Raw genomic sequence first — 15,261 nt, forward strand, 5'->3', positions numbered from 1 at the left:
GCGACCCCCAAAGGCCGCCCCTCCTCAACCAAGATCACTTCACCCCAGCATGTCATGCCTCACGATCGTCTGATCCCGCCCAGGACCAACCCCGATCGCCGACATCCTCGCCCCGGAGATCGACTCCAGGTACTCCACGTACGCCCGCGCGTTGGCAGGCAACTCCTCGAACGACCGGCACCCGCTGATGTCCTCGAACCACCCCGGCAGCTCCTCGTACACCGGCACCGCGTGGTGCACGTCCGACTGCGACATCGGCATCTCCTCGACGCGGGTCCCGTCGATGTCGTACGCCACGCACACCGGCACCTTCTCCAAGCTGGACAGCACGTCCAGCTTCGTCAGGAAGTAGTCCGTGATCCCGTTCACCCGTGACGCGTACCGCGCGATCACCGCGTCGAACCACCCGGTGCGACGGTTGCGGCCAGTGGTCACACCCACTTCGCCACCGGTCTTCCGGAGGTACTCCCCCATGTCGTCGTTCAACTCGGTCGGGAACGGCCCGGACCCGACACGGGTCGTGTACGCCTTCAGGATCCCGATCACGGTGGTGATCCGGGTGGGCCCGATCCCCGACCCCGCGCAAGCCCCGCCCGACGTCGGGTTGCTCGACGTCACGAACGGGTAGGTCCCGTGGTCCACGTCCAGCAAGGTCCCCTGCGAGCCCTCCAGGAGAACCGTCTCACCGCGCTCCAGCGCCTGGTTCAGCAGCAACCGGGTGTCGGCGATCCGGGAGGCGAACTTGCTGCCGTGCTCCAGCACCGTGTCGACGACCTGGTCGGTCTCGAGGCCCTTGCGGTTGTAGACCTTGATCAGCATCTGGTTCTTGATGTCCAGCGCCGCCTCGACCTTCTGGCGCAGGATCTTCTCGTCGAGCAGGTCCTGCACGCGGACGCCGACGCGGGCGAGCTTGTCCTGGTAGCACGGGCCGATGCCGCGACCGGTGGTGCCGATCTTGGCCTTGCCCAGGTAGCGCTCGGTGACCTTATCGATGGCCACGTGGTACGGCATGATCAGGTGCGCGTCGGCGGAGATCAGCAGGCGGTCGGTGTCGACGCCCTTCTCCTCCAGCCCGCCCAGCTCCGCGAGGAGCACGCCGGGATCGACGACGACACCGTTGCCGATGACGTTCGTCACTCCGGGCGTGAGGATGCCCGAGGGGATCAGGTGGAGGGCGAAGTTCTGGCCGTTGGGCAGCACGACGGTGTGCCCCGCGTTGTTCCCGCCCTGGTAGCGGACGACCCACTGGACGCGCTCCCCGAGCAGGTCCGTGGCCTTGCCCTTGCCCTCATCGCCCCACTGGGCACCGATCAGCACTACGGCCGACATGTGAAACTCCAAGGGCTAGGACTGGGAAGGGCAATGCCGGTGCATGAGGGTAGACCAGGAGTTGATGGTGCGCGGAATCGTGCTGGCCTGCGGAAACGACAGCCTCGACAGCGAGTCGCCAATGATCACTGAGCGTGACGACATCGAGGTGCTCCGGGTGCCCCCACGACCTGGAAAAGCCCACGTCGACGCGATCGTGTCCGATTTGGGTGACCAGCGTCTCGTGGTCGCGGGGAGCGACGCGGACCTCAACGCGGTGGTGTTGAGGTTGTTGCGGACCGAGCGTGTCGCGGACGTGCCGCTGGCCTACGTGCCGTCGTCGCCGGACTCGGCCGTGGCCGCGCTGTGGGGGCTGCCGACCGACACCGGCCGAGCCCTCGACCTGGCGCTGTCCGGCGACCCGGACAGGGTGCCGGTGCTGCGCGACGACGCGGGCGGCGTGCTGGTCGGCCTCGGCGTGATCAGCCCGGTCCGCGGGGTCGGCTACTGCGACGACGACAACGTGCTGCGCGGCCAGGCCACCCGCCTGGAGGTGACGCCGGACCCCGAGGGCGGCGCCGGGCTCATCGTCCGGGTGATCCACAAGCGGTTGCTCGGCCGGAAGGTGAACGAGACCGCGGGCCGCGCGTTCCAACTCGGCTGCCTGCCGACCGCCGTGACGTCCGACGGGATCGCGCACCCCCGCCAGATGAACAAGTGGACCTGGTACCGCCACACGGAGGATCTGCGACTGGTGCGCGGGCTGTAAACCCGAACCATTTTTCGGGAATCAACCGGAAAGCATTGTCCTGAACCGTTCGACAGCTCGACAGTAATTCCGATTCCCCTAAAGGAAGGTCGGAATTATGTCAACGGTCAACAATGCCGTCCGAACGACGGCCCTGTCATTGCTGACTACCGCCGCGCTCGCACTCGGACTCGTCACCTCCGCGAGCGCGACACCACCGAGCATCCCCAGCACCGCGACCGCGAAGACCGAGCTAGCAGCCCTGACGGTGGCCACCGACGGGACGATGACGGGCTATTCGCGCGATCTCTTCCCGCACTGGATCACGGTTTCGGGAGCCTGCAACACCCGTGAGACCGTGCTCAAGCGCGATGGTTCGAACGTGGTCACGGATTCGAGCTGCGCGGCCACTTCCGGCAGTTGGTTCAGCCCTTACGACGGGGCCACCTGGACCGCCTCGTCCGATGTGGACATCGATCACGTCGTCCCGTTGGCGGCCGCGTGGCGCACCGGTGCGCGGAATTGGACGACGGCCAAGCGCCAGCAATTCGCGAACGACCTGAGCGGGCCGCAGCTGATCGCGGTCACGGACAACGTGAACCAGTCCAAGGGCGACCAGACCCCCGCCACCTGGAAGCCGCCGCTCACGTCGTACTGGTGCACCTACGCGAAGATGTGGACGCGCACGAAGTACAAGTGGGCGCTTACCGTGAACACCTCGGAGAAGACGGCGTTGCAGGACATGCTCGGAAGGTGCTGATGGCCGAATACTCGTCACCGTTCGTCGCGGGCCCCGGCGGGATCATGACCGACGACGTCGGCGTGATCACCGGCGAACTGGAGCTGCGCACCGTGCTGGCCGAGGACGGGTCGGTGCGGGCCGAGGTGCGCTACGAGGGAGCGGACGAGTGGTACGCCCTCACGGGTGGCGCCTGCGCGCTCAAGGACCCGGAGGACCTCTCCGCCGTGCACAAGCTGCTCGTCGGGGTGCTCAACCGGCCCGAGGGCTGACGCCGTGGGGGGACTCCGGTCCCCTCACGGCTTCCGGACCATCACGGCTTCCGGGACCTCACGGCTTCCGGGACAGGGGAGGCAGCGCCTCCACGGCCTCCGCCCGCGTCAGGCCCGTGGCCTGGAGCAGGTCGACCGCGACCGAGCGGATCTGGGCGAGCACCACCCTGGTCGAGAAGCCGTCGCCGCCCAGTTCCCGCGTGGTCGCCGTGCTCGCCGCGACGCGCACCGCCGCGCGGGCCCGTTCCGGCTGGTCGCCGCGGGCCAGTTCGGTGCGCAGCAGGTCGACGGCGTCGGCGTAGCTGCGCAGCACGTCCGGCAGGATCTCCGGCGTCCCCTCGGCGTCGCGCAGGGCCGCCATCGCGCGCCGGGCCAGCACCCTGGTGTTGCGCAGGGCGTAGTCGATGGGGGCGGAGGCCTCGCGGTAGCGGTCCAGCTCGTCGCGGCGGCGCCAGCGGATCGGCGCGATGGTCGCGATCTCCTTGCCCGCCTTGAGCGCGTCCTTGAACTCCTCGACGGCGGACTGGCTCTTGCGCAGCTGCGCGAGCACACCGGCCGCCTTCACCGGGTCGTGCTCGTCGACGGCGCTCGCGATGCCGCGCAGGGCCGTGGACAGCTCGCCGAGGACCACCTTGCCGTGCCGGTGGGCGATCGTGAGCGGGTTCGCGGGCAGCAGTGCCGTCACGGCCAGGCCGACCAGCCCGCCGACGAGCGCGTCGACCATCCGGTCGAACCCGCCGTTCGAGCTGGGCGGCAGCAGCGTCGCCACCAGCACCGCGGACGACCCGGACTGGAGGGCGATGACCGCGCCGCCGTCGAGCAGCACGGCCGCCGACATCGCCAGGGCCACGACCAGGGCGATCTGCCACGGTCCCGAGCCGATCTGCGAGATCAGCACGTCCCCGACGCCGACGCCCACCGAGACGCCGACCACGAGCTCGGCCACCCGGCGCGGCCGCTGCCCCAGCGAGACGCCGAGGCAGACGACCGCGGAGACGGGCGCGAAGAACGGGTGCGGGTGGCCGACGAGCGCCGTCGCCACGAACCACGCCAGCCCGGCGGCCAGCGCGGCCTGCACGATGGGCAGCGCGGTGCGCTGCCAGCGCCGCAGACGCCTCGACAGCTCCGCCCGCACCGCGCCCATCCGGATCAGCTCAGGCCGAGGGCTGCGGGCGCCTGCGGGTCGCTGTCCGCGAGGAACTTCGAGCAGCGCTCGTACTCCTCCGACTCGCCGATCTCGTCGGCCGACCGCGCCAGCGCCGCGAGCGCGCGCAGGAAGCCCTGGTTCGGGCGGTGCCGCCACGGCACCGGCCCGAAGCCCTTCCAGCCCGCGCGGCGGAGCTGGTCGAGGCCGCGGTGGTAGCCGGTGCGGGCGTAGGCGTACGCGGCGACCGGGTCGCCCGCCTGGAGGGCGCGCTCCGCGAGCAGCGCCCACGCCTCGCTGAAGTCCGGGTAGGCACGGACGATCTTGCCGGGGTCGGTGCCGCCGTCGGAGGCGGCCTGCGCCTCCGGGCGTTCCGGCAGCAGGGTCGGGTCCGGACCGAGGAGGTTGGTCATGGGGTAATCGTGCCCCACGGCCGCCGCGGGCACGGAACGCCCTCGCGCGTGTCGACCACCTGCTCGTTCTCAGCGGATTCTCAGCCCGACACCTTCTCGCCGGCGGCCGTTCGGCGCAACAGCACTCACCCGTTGGATGGTACGAAACATCGTTGCGGCAGCTCAGCGGTGACCCCTAGGGGACATTTCCGCAAAGACCAGGGAGAGGTGAGCTTCCAGCGGGAACCCGCGCCGCGCATCATGACCGGGTGAACACGGGGGCAAGGGAACGCGTCGCGGAGTTCCGCGACCAGTACTGGGAGCGCGGAGAACCCGGCCGCGACACACCCACGCGGCTCGTCGAGCCGCTCTACCGGCTCTGGCTCGTCGGGCTGCTGTTGAAACTGCTCGGCTCGACGTGGGACGTCGCCTGGCACTTCAAGTGGCTGCGCGACGACCTCGCACCGCCGCACCTGCTGAACACCGCGGGCACCGTCATCGTCGTGGCGCTGACGCTGTTCCACACGTTCACCGGCTACGGGGTGGACCGGCTCGCGCTGCGGCTCATGCAGTGGGGCACCGGCGTGTTCCTCGTCGCGCTGCCCATCGACCTGATCAACCACCGGGTCAACGGCCTGGACATCACGTCGTGGAGCGGCTCGCACGCCCTGCTGTACCTGGGCACCGCGATCATGATCGCCGGCGCGATCCGGGGCTGGCTGCGCTACTACCCCAAGGGCCGCGCGGGCACCTTCGGCCTGGCCGCGCTGTGGCTGTTCTTCCTGGAGAACACCTGGTTCCCCAACCAGCACCAGGAGTACGGCATCGTCGCGCTGGGCGCGTGGGACAGGGGCGAACCGGAAGCCGAGCCGATCCTGCTCCAGTTCGTCGCCGACTCGATCCACCGCCCGGTCGACCGGACCGCCGTGCTGCACTTCGCCCTGCCGATCGCCGACTGGGTCTACCCGCTGTGGGGCCTCGTCTCCACCGGCGTCGTGCTCGTGCTGGCCCGCCGCACCATCGGCAAACCGTGGGCCGCGACCCTCGTGGCGGGCGGTTACGTCGCCTACCGGTGCCTGGTCTGGCCGATCCTCATGGGCATCGGCTTCCCCACCTCCGCCCTGCCGCTGTTCCTCGTGCTCATCGGCGTCTGCGTCGACCTAGCCCACACGGCGGTGCTGCCGCGGGTGGCGGCCGCGGTGCTGGGTGCGGCGGCGGTGACCGGCATCGGCTACGGCGGGATCTGGGCGCAGCAGCAGTGGCTGGCCGCCCCGCCGATCCTGTACCCGTCGGCGGCGGTGACGTTCGTGCTGCTGACCGGCGTGTGGTTGGGCCTGGACCGGTGGGCTCGACGGCGGGTGGCCGTGACCGCCTGAGCGGAAACGCCGCGCTGCAACGAGAAATGCCCCCCGGAAGCCGGGGGGCATTTCTCGTTGCAGCGGAAGGACTCAGCCGGCCATCATGCGGCCGGAGGACTTCAGGTGCTCGCACGCCTGCGCGATGCGGGCGCCCATGCCGACCTCGGCCGCCTTCAGGTAGCTGCGCGGGTCGTACACCTTCTTGTTGCCGACCTCGCCGTCGATCTTCAGCACACCCTCGTAGTTGGTGAACATGTGCTGGACGATCGGGCGGGTGAACGCGTACTGCGTGTCCGTGTCGATGTTCATCTTCACGACGCCGTACGAGAGCGCCTCGTGGATCTCCTCCAGCAGCGAGCCGGAGCCGCCGTGGAAGACGAGGTCGAACGGCTTGGAGCCCGCGGGGAGGCCGAGCTTCTCCACGACCGCGTCCTGGCCCTGCTTGAGGACCTCGGGACGGAGCTTGACGTTGCCCGGCTTGTAGACGCCGTGCACGTTGCCGAAGGTCGCGGCGAGCAGGTAGTGGCCCCGGTCGCCCGCGCCGAGTGCTTCCACGGTCTTCAGGAAGTCCTCGGTGGTGGTGTAGAGCTTGTCGTTGATCTCGTTGTCGACGCCGTCTTCCTCGCCGCCGACGACACCGACCTCGATCTCCAGGATGATCCGCGCCTTGACGGCTTCCTGGAGCAGGTCGGCGGCGATCTTCAGGTTCTCGTCGAGCGGCACCGCGGAGCCGTCCCACATGTGGGACTGGAACAGCGGGTTCTCGCCGCGGGCGACGCGTTCCTGGCTGATCGCGATCAAGGGGCGGACGTAGCCGTCCAGCTTGTCCTTGGGGCAGTGGTCGGTGTGCAGCGCGATGTTGACGGGGTACTTCGCCGCGACCACGTGCGCGAACTCGGCCAGTGCGACAGCGCCGGTGACCATGTCCTTGACCTTGGTGCCGGACGCGAACTCCGCACCGCCGGTCGAGACCTGGATGATGCCGTCGCTCTCGGCCTCGGCGAATCCGCGGAGTGCCGCGTTGAGGGTCTCCGACGAGGTGACGTTGATCGCGGGGTAGGCGAATTCGTTCGCCTTCGCGCGACCGATCATCTCGGCGTAGACCTCGGGGGTTGCGATGGGCATCGGTCGTCCTCCTCAGGTGCCCTGAACGCCGTATCACCGGCATCCTACGACGCCGCCCCCCGGAGCCGGTCGATCATGGGCTTAGTCGGCCCGCGGCCACCGCGCCGCGGGATCGCGGGCCGGTGCCGCCCACCTCGGGCGGCGGGCTCCGAACGGCGGGGTCGCCCGCTAGAACAGCACCGCCGCCAGCTGCCGGAACGCCTCGGGGTCGTGGCCGCCCTGCGGGGCGATGACCTGGACGGCGACGTGGTCGGCGCCCGCGGCGAGGTGGGCGTGCAGGCGGATCGCGACCTGCTCGGGGCTGCCCCACGCGACCAGCGCGTCCACCAGCCGGTCGCTGCCGCCGTCGGCGACGTCGTCCTCGGTGAAGCCGAGGCGCAGCCAGTTGCGGGTGTAGTTGCGCAGCCCGAGGTAGAGCTGGATCGACTGCCTGGCCAGCGCGCGGGCGGCGTCCGGGTCGGTCTCCAGGACGACGTGCTGCTCGGGCGCGAGGACCGGGCCGGCGCCCAGGACCTCGCGGGCGGTGGCGGTGTGCTCGGGCGTCACCAGGTACGGGTGGGCGCCCGCGGTGCGGTCGGCGGCCAGCTCGAGGACACGGGGGCCGAGCGCGGCGAGGATCCGGCGGTCCTCCGGCACGTCCAGCTCGTCGAGGTAGCCGACGAGCTTGTCGTACGGCTTCACGTACTCGCCGACGGCCTCGGGGTGGCTCGCGCCGATGCCCACCAGGAACCGGCCGGGGTGCTCGCCGTCGATCCGCCGGTAGGTGGCGGAGAGCCGGTCGGCGGGCTCGGACCAGACGTTCACGATGCCCGTGGCGACGGTCAGTTCCCGCGTGCCCGCGAGCACGTCGGACACCGGCCGCAGGTCACCGCCGGGGGAACCGCCGAGCCACAGGGCGCGGTAGCCGAGCTGCTCCAGTTCGGCCGCGGCGTCCCCGGCCCCCGCCCACAGCTGCGCCTGGCTCCAGACCCCGAACGTTCCCAGCTCCACTGCCATGTCGACTCCCCGCGATTCGGATAGGACCTTCCGGCCAACCCTTCCGCCAAGCCTTTTAGTCCGCGCGGTGGGAGAGGATCCCCGCAGGTAGATTCGACCCATGACGAAACTGGGCAGCAGCGATCTGGACGTGTCCCGACTGGCCCTCGGCGGCAACGTCTTCGGCTGGACCGCCGACGAGGAGCAGTCCTTCGAGGTGCTGGACGCGTACACGCGGGCGGGCGGCAACTTCGTCGACACCGCGGACCTGTACGCGGGCGGCCAGTCCGAGACGATCCTGGGCAGGTGGCTCGCCGCGCGCGGCAACCGGGCGGACGTGGTGATCGCCACCAAGGTCGGCATGACCAAGGGCCTGGACGACCTCAAGCCCGCCACGATCGAGGCCGCGGCCGAGGCGTCGCTCAAGCGGCTCGGCGTCGACCACATCGACCTGTACTACGCGCACCGCGACGACCTGGACACGCCGACCGAGGAGTCGCTGGCGGCGTTCGACCGGCTGGTGCGGGCCGGCAAGGTCCGGCAGATCGCGGCGTCGAACTACTCCGCGGAACGGCTGGCGAACGCGCTGGCGATCTCCGAGCGCGAGGGCCTCGCCCGGTTCGTCGCGCTCCAGCCGGAGTACAGCCTGGTCGTGCGCGAGGGCTACGAGGGCGGCGTGGCGGACGTCGTGGCGGCGAACGGCCTGTCCGCGCTGCCCTACTGGGGGCTGGCGAAGGGCTTCCTGACCGGCAAGTACCGCCCCGGCGTCGACGTGGACAGCCCGCGCGCGGCCGGTGCCGCCAAGTACCTCGACGACCGCGGCCTGCGGGTGCTCGCCGCGCTGGACGAGATCTCCGCGGCCCGTGCCACGTCGGTCGCCGCGGTGGCGCTGGCCTGGCTCACCGCGCAGCCGACCATCCCGTCCGTGCTCGCCAGCGCGCGCAACACCGAGCAGTTGGAAGCCCTGCTGCCGGTGCTCGACCTGACCCTCAGCAACGCCGAGGTCGACCGGCTCACCAATGCCAGCGTCTAATTGAACTCGCCAGTAGCTTACCGGCGGTAAGTTGGGTTACGGTGGCCTTCCGGAACTGCTCGGGAGGTCACCGTGGACGTCAACGGCAAGGTTGTCCTGATCACCGGCGCGGCCAGGGGGATCGGCGCCGACGCGGCCCGACGACTCGCCGCCCGGGGCGCGAAGCTCGCCCTCGTCGGGCTTGAGGGCGAGCGGCTCGCGCACGTAGCGGCCGAGTGCGGCGGCCGGTCGTGGGAAGCCGACGTCACGGACTGGGCCGCGCTGGAGGCCGCCGTGGCCGGGGTCGTCGAGCACTTCGGCGGCATCGACGTGGTGGTGGCGAACGCGGGCATCGCGTCGGCGGGCTTCATCCGCTCCATCGACCCGCCCGCGTTCGAACGGGTCGTCGAGGTCAACCTGCTCGGCGTGTGGCGGACCGTCCGGACCTGCCTGCCGCACCTGGTCGCGAGCCGCGGCTACTGCCTGGTGGTGTCGTCGCTGGCCGCGATCGTGCAGATCCCCGGCAACGCGGCCTACTCGGCGGCCAAGGCGGGGGTCGAGGCGTTCGCGAACAGCCTCCGCGCCGAGGTCCGCCACCTGGGCGTCGACGTGGGCATCGCGTACTTCTCGTGGATCGACACGGACATGGTCAACGGCGCCGACGAACACCCGGTCTTCGGGCCGATGCGCAAGGCGCTGCCGGGGTTGGCGAGCAAGAAGTACGACGTGTCGGACGTGGGCAAGGCCGTGGCCAAGGGGGTCGCGAAGCGCTCGCGGGCGATCCACGTGCCGGGGTGGGTCGGGCGGATCAAGGTGCTCCGGGCGTTCACGCCGGTGGTGGTGGAACGGCGGTCGGCCGGGATCGTGCCGCAGGGGGACAGGGCGATGCTGGACGACATCGCGCGGCGCGGGGCCGCCGAGTCGTCCCGACCCGTCGGTCCCGGCGGCGCGGCCGCCGCTCGCTAGTCCCCGGCGGCGCGGCCACCGGCCCCGGACGCCGGTCGCGCCACCACGTCGGCCGAGCCGATGCCCGCCGAGACCGGGCGAAGTCCCCCGCCGGGCCCGCGGACGAGGGCCACCCGTGAGCGGACCCGTCCTGACGCCGTCACCCGGAACAGCCTGCGACCCGCCATCGCGGGCCGCCTGCCCCGGCAGGACCGGATCTCGCTCGACTACCGCGAACACGGATCCGGGAAACACGCCCTAGAGCAGCGTGCCCTTCACCGCGTTCCACTCGTGGACGGTGGTGGTCTCGACGACCTTCGCGGGGGCGTAGGGGTCGGCCGCGAGGTAGCCGCGCAGCTCCGCCTCGTCGGCCGCCTCGAACACCAGCAGCGCCCCGAGGCCGTCGGCGTAGGGCCCCGAAAGCAGCAGGACACCCTTCTCCACCAGCGTGTCCAGGTACTCCCGGTGGCTCGGCCGGACCTCCGCCAGCTTGTCCACATCAGAGCCGTACACGAACTCGACCGCGAACTTGGCCATGCGCACCTCCAGCGAGAACCTGTGTTGCCGAACCGAAGCTACCCGGAGACCGGTAACGTCCTCCCCGTGGTCGGTCCCGAGCAGAACAACAGCGGCGTCGTGCGCGTGCAGGACACGCTGACCAACCTCCGCATCCAGGACGGCGCGGCTCCCGCGCCCGCCGGTCCCCTGACGCTGGAGGACCTCTACCGCCAGCACCGGATGCGGTTGGTCAGACTGGCGCTGCTGCTCGTCGACGAGGTCGCGACAGCCGAGGACGTGGTGCAGGAGGCCTTCACCGGCCTGCACCGCAACTGGGGCAACCTGCGCGACGCGCAGGCGGCCCTGGGGTACCTGCGGACAGCGGTCGTCAACGGGTCGCGCAGCGTGCTGCGCCGCCGCAAGACCGCGCGCGACTACACGCCGCCGCACGCGGTGAACGCGCGGTCGGCCGAAAGCCTCGCGATGCTCACCGCCGAGCACCAGGCCGTGGTCGCCGCGCTCCAGCAGCTGCCGCCGAGGCAGCGCGAGGTGCTCGTGCTGCGGTACTACGGCGACATGTCCGAGGCGGAGATCGCCGAGGCCACCGGCATCTCGAAGGGGACCGTGAAGTCGACGGCCAGCCGGGCGCTCGACGCGCTGCAGAAGATCATGGCGGCGCGCTAGCGCGGCACCCGCGGGCCCGCGCGGTCAGGCGCGGTGCACCTCGACGCCCCGTTCCAGGTACGGGGCGACGGCGTGGTCGGTCGCGCCCCGGTCGGTCACCAGCACGTCGACCTCGTCGGTGCCGCAGATCCGCGCGAGCGCCCGCCTGCCGAGCTTCGACGAGTGCGCGACCACGACGACCCGCTCCGCGTGCGCCGCGAACACCCGGCTCAGCTCCGCCTCGCCCTCGTGGCGGGCGGTGGCGCCGAGGTGCGGGTCGAGGCCGTCGACGCCGATGAAGGCGATGTCCAGCGACAGCTCGTCGGCGATCCTGGCCGCGAGCGGTCCGATCAGCTGGTAGGACTGCGGCCGCGCGACCCCGCCGGTGACGACGAGCTTCACCCGCGGCCGGACGACGAGCTCACCCGCGATGTTGAGGGCGTTCGTCACCACGGTCAGGTCGAGCTCCGGCCTGGTCACGAGTCCCCTGGCGACCTCGGTGGCGGTGGTGCCGCCGGTCAGCCCGACCACCGAGCCCGGCTCGGCCAGGTTCGCCGCCGCCCGGCCGATGCGCTGCTTCTCATCCGCCAGGCGGTCGTTCTTGTAGCGCATCGGGAGGTCGTAGGACACGGCCTGGACGACGGCCCCGCCGTGCGTCCGGCTGAGCAGCTGCTGCTCGGCGAGGTGGTCGAGGTCCCGGCGGACGGTGGCACCGGAGACGCCCAGTTCGGCGGCCGCCTCGTCGGTTCCGACGCGGCCGCGGGCGGCGAGCATCTCCAACAGGGCGGTGAGCCGCTCGTACCGGTTCATCGCCCACATGATTCCGCGACCGGACCCATTCCGGGGCTTGGTATAGACCAATGGGCGGTGCATGCCGCAGTATCGACCCTCGTGGCACGCACGAGACACGTGGTGGCCGTCGACGTCGGCGGAACCGAGACCAAGGCAGCGCTGGTGGCGGGCACGCCGGAGCGCGTCGTCGCGGTGGGACAGCAGCGGCGGAGCACCCCCAGGGGTGTGGACGGCCCGTCGACGGCCGAGGCGGTCGTCGACCTGGTGGTCGACGTAGTCGACTCGCTGCGGTCGGCGTCCGGGCACGGGATCGACGCCGTCGGCGTCGTGGTGCCCGGCGTCGTCGACGAGCGCGACGGCGTCGGGGTCTACTCCACCAACCTGGGCTGGACCGACTTCCCGTTCCGCCGGCGGATCGCCGAGCGCACCGGGCTCACCGTCGCGTTCGGACACGACGTGCGCGCGGGCGGCCTCGCCGAGTGCCGGATGGGCTCCGCGCGCGGTCTGCGCAACGCGGTGATCATGCCGATCGGCACCGGGATCGCGGGCGCGCTCGTGCTGGACGGCCGGATCTACGGCGGCGGCGGGTACGCGGGCGAGATCGGCCACGTCGACGTCGGGCACGGGGATCCGTGCGGCTGCGGGCAGATCGGGTGCGTCGAGGTGCGCGCGTCCTCCGGGGGCATCGCCCGCCGGTTCGCCGAGCGGACCGGTGTGCCGGTCGGCGGCGCGGCGGAGGTCGCCGCCATGGTGCGCGCGGGCGACCACGACGCGGAGATCGTGTGGGACGAGGCGATGGACGCCCTCGCCAGGGGGATCGTGGTGCTGGCGGGCGTGCTCGGGCCCGAAGCGGTGGTGCTCGGCGGAGGGCTTGCGCTGTCCGGCGAGCTGCTGACCGCGCCACTGGGCAAGAAGCTGGACGGGTTGATCACCTTCCAGCGACGACCTGAACTGCGGCTGGCCGCGCTCGGCGACGAGGCCGGTTGCCTCGGAGCGGCGCTGCTCGCCATCGACGAGTTGGAGGGTTCATGAGCACGTGGGGCGGACCGGTGGACGTGACCTTGACCGGTGGTCGGGTGGTCACGCCGGACGGCGTGCTCGAGTCGGGCTGGGTGGCGGTGCGCGACGGCCGGATCCTGGCCGTCGGCGAGGGCGCGCCGCCCGACGGGCCGACCACGGACGTGGGCGGATCGCTGGTGGTGCCCGGTTTCGTCGACATCCACTGCCACGGCGGCGGCGGTGAGGCGTTCACCAACGCCGACCCCGACCGGGTGCGCAAGGCGGCGTCGGCGCACCGCAGGCACGGCACGACCACGCTGCTGGCCAGCCTGGTGTCGCGGCCGGTGCCGGAGATGGTGGAGCAGATCGCGAAGCTGGCCGAACTCGTGCAGGAGGGCCTGATCTCGGGTCTGCACCTGGAGGGCCCGTTCCTGTCGGCCGCCCGGTGCGGCGCGCACGACCCGGCGATCCTGCGGCCGCCGGACCGCGACTCGGTGACGAAGCTGCTCGCCGCGGGCGGCGGCGCGGTCCGGATGATCACGCTGGCGCCCGAGCTGGAGGGCGCGGTCGACGCGGTCCGGCTGCTGGTCGACAACGGCGTCCTCGCCGCCGTCGGGCACACCGACGGCACCGAGGCGCAGATCCGGCCCGCCATCGAGGCGGGCTCGACCGTGGCCACGCACCTGTTCAACGGCATGCGCCCGCTGCACCACCGCGAGCCGGGCCCGATCGGCGCCCTGCTGGACGACGAGCGGGTCACCGTCGAGCTGATCTGCGACCTCGTGCACCTGCACCCGACGACCGTGCACCTGGCCGCGAAGCACGCGGGCGCGGGCCGGACCGTCCTCATCACCGACGCCATCGCGGCGGCCGGGGTCGGCGACGGCGTCTACGACGTGGGCGGCCTGGAGGTGCGCGTCGTCGACGGCGTGCCCACGCTCGCGGGCGGCGGCTCGTTGGCGGGCAGCACCCTGACCATGGACGCAGCGTTCCGCAACGCTGTCACGGCGTGTGGGCTGAGCATCGTCGAGGCGTCGCACGCCGCGTCGACCCGGCCCGCGGCGCTGCTCGGCCTGAGCGACCGGACCGGCGAGCTGCGCGCCGGGCTCGCGGCCGACCTGGTCGTGCTGGACGCCGAACTGCGGCCGCGCGACGTCATGAGCAAGGGCGCGTGGGTGAAGGACTGATCGGCTACTTTCGTCCCATGCCCGACGACCAGGAGCGGCTGGTGGCCAACGCGTTGCGCGCGCAGGCCACCAGTTCCGGCATGCACGTGGTGCGGCCCGTCCCCCCCGCGCCCGCGCGCCCGCCATCGCTGTCGATCTGGTGGGTGCTGCTGCTCGCGGTGCTGCTCGGACTGGCCGCCGGCACCGTCGTCGGGCTCTTCACGCTGCGCTGAACGCCCACGGTCGATGCCGGAAATGACCACCTTCGCCAGCCTGTACGGTGGTGTGCGTGACGGTCGCGCTCACCACCTCCACGGTTGCCCTCGGCCCGCAGTGGCTGAACCCCGAGTACATCCTGAGCAGCTTCGGGGGGTTCGCGCTCCTCGCGCTCTGCTTCATCATCTTCGCCGAGTGCGGCCTCCTGGTCGGCTTCTTCCTGCCGGGCGACTCGCTGCTGTTCACCGCCGGCCTGTTCGTGGCCACGGGTGCGCTCGACTACCCGCTGTGGCTGGTCTGCCTGCTGGTGACGGTCTGCGCCATGGTGGGCAACGTCGCCGGCTACTACATCGGCCACCGCGCCGGGCCCGCGCTCTTCACCAAGCCGAACTCCAGGATCTTCAAGAAGGAGTACGTCGAGAAGACCGAGGGCTTCTTCGACAAGTACGGCGCCCGCGCCATCGTGATGGCCCGCTTCGTGCCGGTCGTCCGCACGTTCATCACCGCCATGGCGGGCGTCGGCCGGATGGACCCGAAGAAGTACTTCACCTACTCGGCCGTCGGCGGCGTCGCCTGGGCCTCGGGCCTCACGATCCTGGGCTACTTCCTCGGCCAGATCGAGTTCGTGCGCAAGAACATCGAGATGATGCTGATCCTGATCGTCCTCGTGTCGGTCGTGCCGATCATCATCGAGTTCCTCAAGGCCCGCCGCGAGAAGCGGTCGCTCCCCGAGCAGGAGGCCGCGGACATCACGCAGGTGTTCCCGCCGGTGGACGCGGAAGCCACCCAGTACATCCCGCGCGTGGAACGCGACCGCTGACCTCCGGGCCCGCACCGACCTCCCGGTAGCCCTTGCGGCGCAAGGTCGGACCACGCCGCAGTTCCCCGTGCGCACCCGGTGGCGCACGC

At 71.3% G+C, this 15,261-nt stretch carries 19 protein-coding genes; 11 read left to right on the forward strand and 8 right to left on the reverse strand.

Features of this window, described 5'->3' with window-relative positions; translation table 11 throughout:
• Positions 1 to 39 precede the first annotated feature (39 nt).
• The gene (locus RM788_RS24085) at positions 40 to 1,329 is read right to left on the reverse strand and encodes an adenylosuccinate synthase (RefSeq protein ID WP_315934028.1); all 1,290 of its coding nucleotides are present in this window, start codon (positions 1,327 to 1,329) and stop codon (positions 40 to 42) included.
• Positions 1,330 to 1,450: 121 nt separating this feature from the next.
• Here RM788_RS24085 and RM788_RS24090 point away from each other — a divergent pair, with 121 nt between their 5' ends.
• From RM788_RS24090 to RM788_RS24100, 3 genes are all read left to right on the forward strand, one after another.
• Positions 1,451 to 2,077: a hypothetical protein gene (locus tag RM788_RS24090; RefSeq protein WP_315934029.1), complete on the forward strand. Its 627-nt coding sequence runs from the start codon at positions 1,451 to 1,453 to the stop codon at positions 2,075 to 2,077.
• 97 nt (positions 2,078 to 2,174) lie between these two features.
• Complete coding sequence (locus RM788_RS24095; RefSeq protein WP_315934030.1) at positions 2,175 to 2,816, forward strand: HNH endonuclease family protein; 642 nt, start codon at positions 2,175 to 2,177, stop codon at positions 2,814 to 2,816.
• The gene (locus RM788_RS24100; protein WP_315934728.1) at positions 2,816 to 3,067 is read left to right on the forward strand and encodes a hypothetical protein; all 252 of its coding nucleotides are present in this window, start codon (positions 2,816 to 2,818) and stop codon (positions 3,065 to 3,067) included. Before RM788_RS24095 ends, RM788_RS24100 begins: the two co-directional genes overlap by 1 nt.
• 58 nt (positions 3,068 to 3,125) lie before the next feature.
• Here the strand turns inward: RM788_RS24100 and RM788_RS24105 are convergent, their stop codons facing one another.
• Positions 3,126 to 4,211, reverse strand: coding sequence for an FUSC family protein (locus RM788_RS24105; RefSeq protein ID WP_315934031.1), 1,086 nt, complete (start codon positions 4,209 to 4,211; stop codon positions 3,126 to 3,128).
• Positions 4,212 to 4,216: 5 nt separating this feature from the next.
• Positions 4,217 to 4,624 carry a DUF3151 domain-containing protein gene (locus tag RM788_RS24110; protein WP_315934032.1) on the reverse strand — a complete coding sequence of 136 codons (408 nt, stop codon included), beginning with the start codon at positions 4,622 to 4,624 and terminating at the stop codon, positions 4,217 to 4,219.
• A gap of 248 nt (positions 4,625 to 4,872) precedes the next feature.
• Here RM788_RS24110 and RM788_RS24115 point away from each other — a divergent pair, with 248 nt between their 5' ends.
• Complete coding sequence (locus tag RM788_RS24115) at positions 4,873 to 5,979, forward strand: hypothetical protein (protein WP_315934033.1); 1,107 nt, start codon at positions 4,873 to 4,875, stop codon at positions 5,977 to 5,979.
• 72 nt (positions 5,980 to 6,051) lie between these two features.
• Here RM788_RS24115 and fbaA read toward each other — a convergent pair whose 3' ends face one another.
• Both fbaA and RM788_RS24125 read right to left on the reverse strand, forming a co-directional pair.
• Complete coding sequence (fbaA, locus tag RM788_RS24120) at positions 6,052 to 7,086, reverse strand: class II fructose-bisphosphate aldolase (protein WP_315934034.1); 1,035 nt, start codon at positions 7,084 to 7,086, stop codon at positions 6,052 to 6,054.
• A gap of 168 nt (positions 7,087 to 7,254) precedes the next feature.
• A complete protein-coding gene (locus RM788_RS24125) occupies positions 7,255 to 8,082 on the reverse strand; it encodes an LLM class F420-dependent oxidoreductase (RefSeq protein ID WP_315934035.1) in 828 nt (275 codons plus the stop codon).
• A gap of 100 nt (positions 8,083 to 8,182) precedes the next feature.
• Between RM788_RS24125 and RM788_RS24130 the strand changes: the two genes are divergently transcribed.
• Both RM788_RS24130 and RM788_RS24135 read left to right on the forward strand, forming a co-directional pair.
• Positions 8,183 to 9,094, forward strand: coding sequence for an aldo/keto reductase (locus RM788_RS24130; RefSeq protein WP_315934036.1), 912 nt, complete (start codon positions 8,183 to 8,185; stop codon positions 9,092 to 9,094).
• Positions 9,095 to 9,166: 72 nt separating this feature from the next.
• Positions 9,167 to 10,039, forward strand: a complete 873-nt coding sequence (locus RM788_RS24135; RefSeq protein ID WP_315934037.1) for a short-chain dehydrogenase/reductase — start codon at positions 9,167 to 9,169, stop codon at positions 10,037 to 10,039.
• On the opposite strand, the gene RM788_RS24140 is transcribed toward RM788_RS24135, so the two are convergent.
• Together RM788_RS24140 and RM788_RS24145 are read right to left on the reverse strand one after the other, a co-directional pair.
• Complete coding sequence (locus RM788_RS24140) at positions 10,036 to 10,182, reverse strand: hypothetical protein (protein WP_315934038.1); 147 nt, start codon at positions 10,180 to 10,182, stop codon at positions 10,036 to 10,038. The genes RM788_RS24135 and RM788_RS24140 overlap by 4 nt on opposite strands.
• A gap of 94 nt (positions 10,183 to 10,276) precedes the next feature.
• Positions 10,277 to 10,555: a YciI family protein gene (locus RM788_RS24145; protein WP_315934039.1), complete on the reverse strand. Its 279-nt coding sequence runs from the start codon at positions 10,553 to 10,555 to the stop codon at positions 10,277 to 10,279.
• 66 nt (positions 10,556 to 10,621) lie between these two features.
• Between RM788_RS24145 and RM788_RS24150 the strand changes: the two genes are divergently transcribed.
• A complete protein-coding gene (locus RM788_RS24150; RefSeq protein ID WP_315934040.1) occupies positions 10,622 to 11,200 on the forward strand; it encodes a SigE family RNA polymerase sigma factor in 579 nt (192 codons plus the stop codon).
• Positions 11,201 to 11,224: 24 nt separating this feature from the next.
• Here the strand turns inward: RM788_RS24150 and RM788_RS24155 are convergent, their stop codons facing one another.
• Positions 11,225 to 11,989 carry a DeoR/GlpR family DNA-binding transcription regulator gene (locus tag RM788_RS24155; RefSeq protein WP_315934041.1) on the reverse strand — a complete coding sequence of 255 codons (765 nt, stop codon included), beginning with the start codon at positions 11,987 to 11,989 and terminating at the stop codon, positions 11,225 to 11,227.
• An 81-nt stretch (positions 11,990 to 12,070) separates the two neighbouring features.
• Here RM788_RS24155 and RM788_RS24160 point away from each other — a divergent pair, with 81 nt between their 5' ends.
• From RM788_RS24160 to RM788_RS24175, 4 genes are read left to right on the forward strand one after another with little or no spacing between them, the layout of a single operon-like run.
• Positions 12,071 to 13,003, forward strand: a complete 933-nt coding sequence (locus RM788_RS24160) for an ROK family protein (RefSeq protein WP_315934042.1) — start codon at positions 12,071 to 12,073, stop codon at positions 13,001 to 13,003.
• The gene (gene nagA / locus RM788_RS24165) at positions 13,000 to 14,157 is read left to right on the forward strand and encodes an N-acetylglucosamine-6-phosphate deacetylase (RefSeq protein ID WP_315934043.1); all 1,158 of its coding nucleotides are present in this window, start codon (positions 13,000 to 13,002) and stop codon (positions 14,155 to 14,157) included. The genes RM788_RS24160 and nagA overlap by 4 nt, the downstream gene beginning before the upstream one ends.
• Positions 14,142 to 14,369, forward strand: a complete 228-nt coding sequence (locus RM788_RS24170) for a hypothetical protein (protein WP_315934044.1) — start codon at positions 14,142 to 14,144, stop codon at positions 14,367 to 14,369. Before nagA ends, RM788_RS24170 begins: the two co-directional genes overlap by 16 nt.
• Positions 14,370 to 14,416: 47 nt before the next feature.
• A complete protein-coding gene (locus RM788_RS24175) occupies positions 14,417 to 15,172 on the forward strand; it encodes a DedA family protein (RefSeq protein ID WP_315934045.1) in 756 nt (251 codons plus the stop codon).
• Positions 15,173 to 15,261: the final 89 nt, after the last annotated feature.

The organism is Umezawaea sp. Da 62-37 (genome assembly GCF_032460545.1).
Taxonomy (GTDB): domain Bacteria; phylum Actinomycetota; class Actinomycetes; order Mycobacteriales; family Pseudonocardiaceae; genus Umezawaea.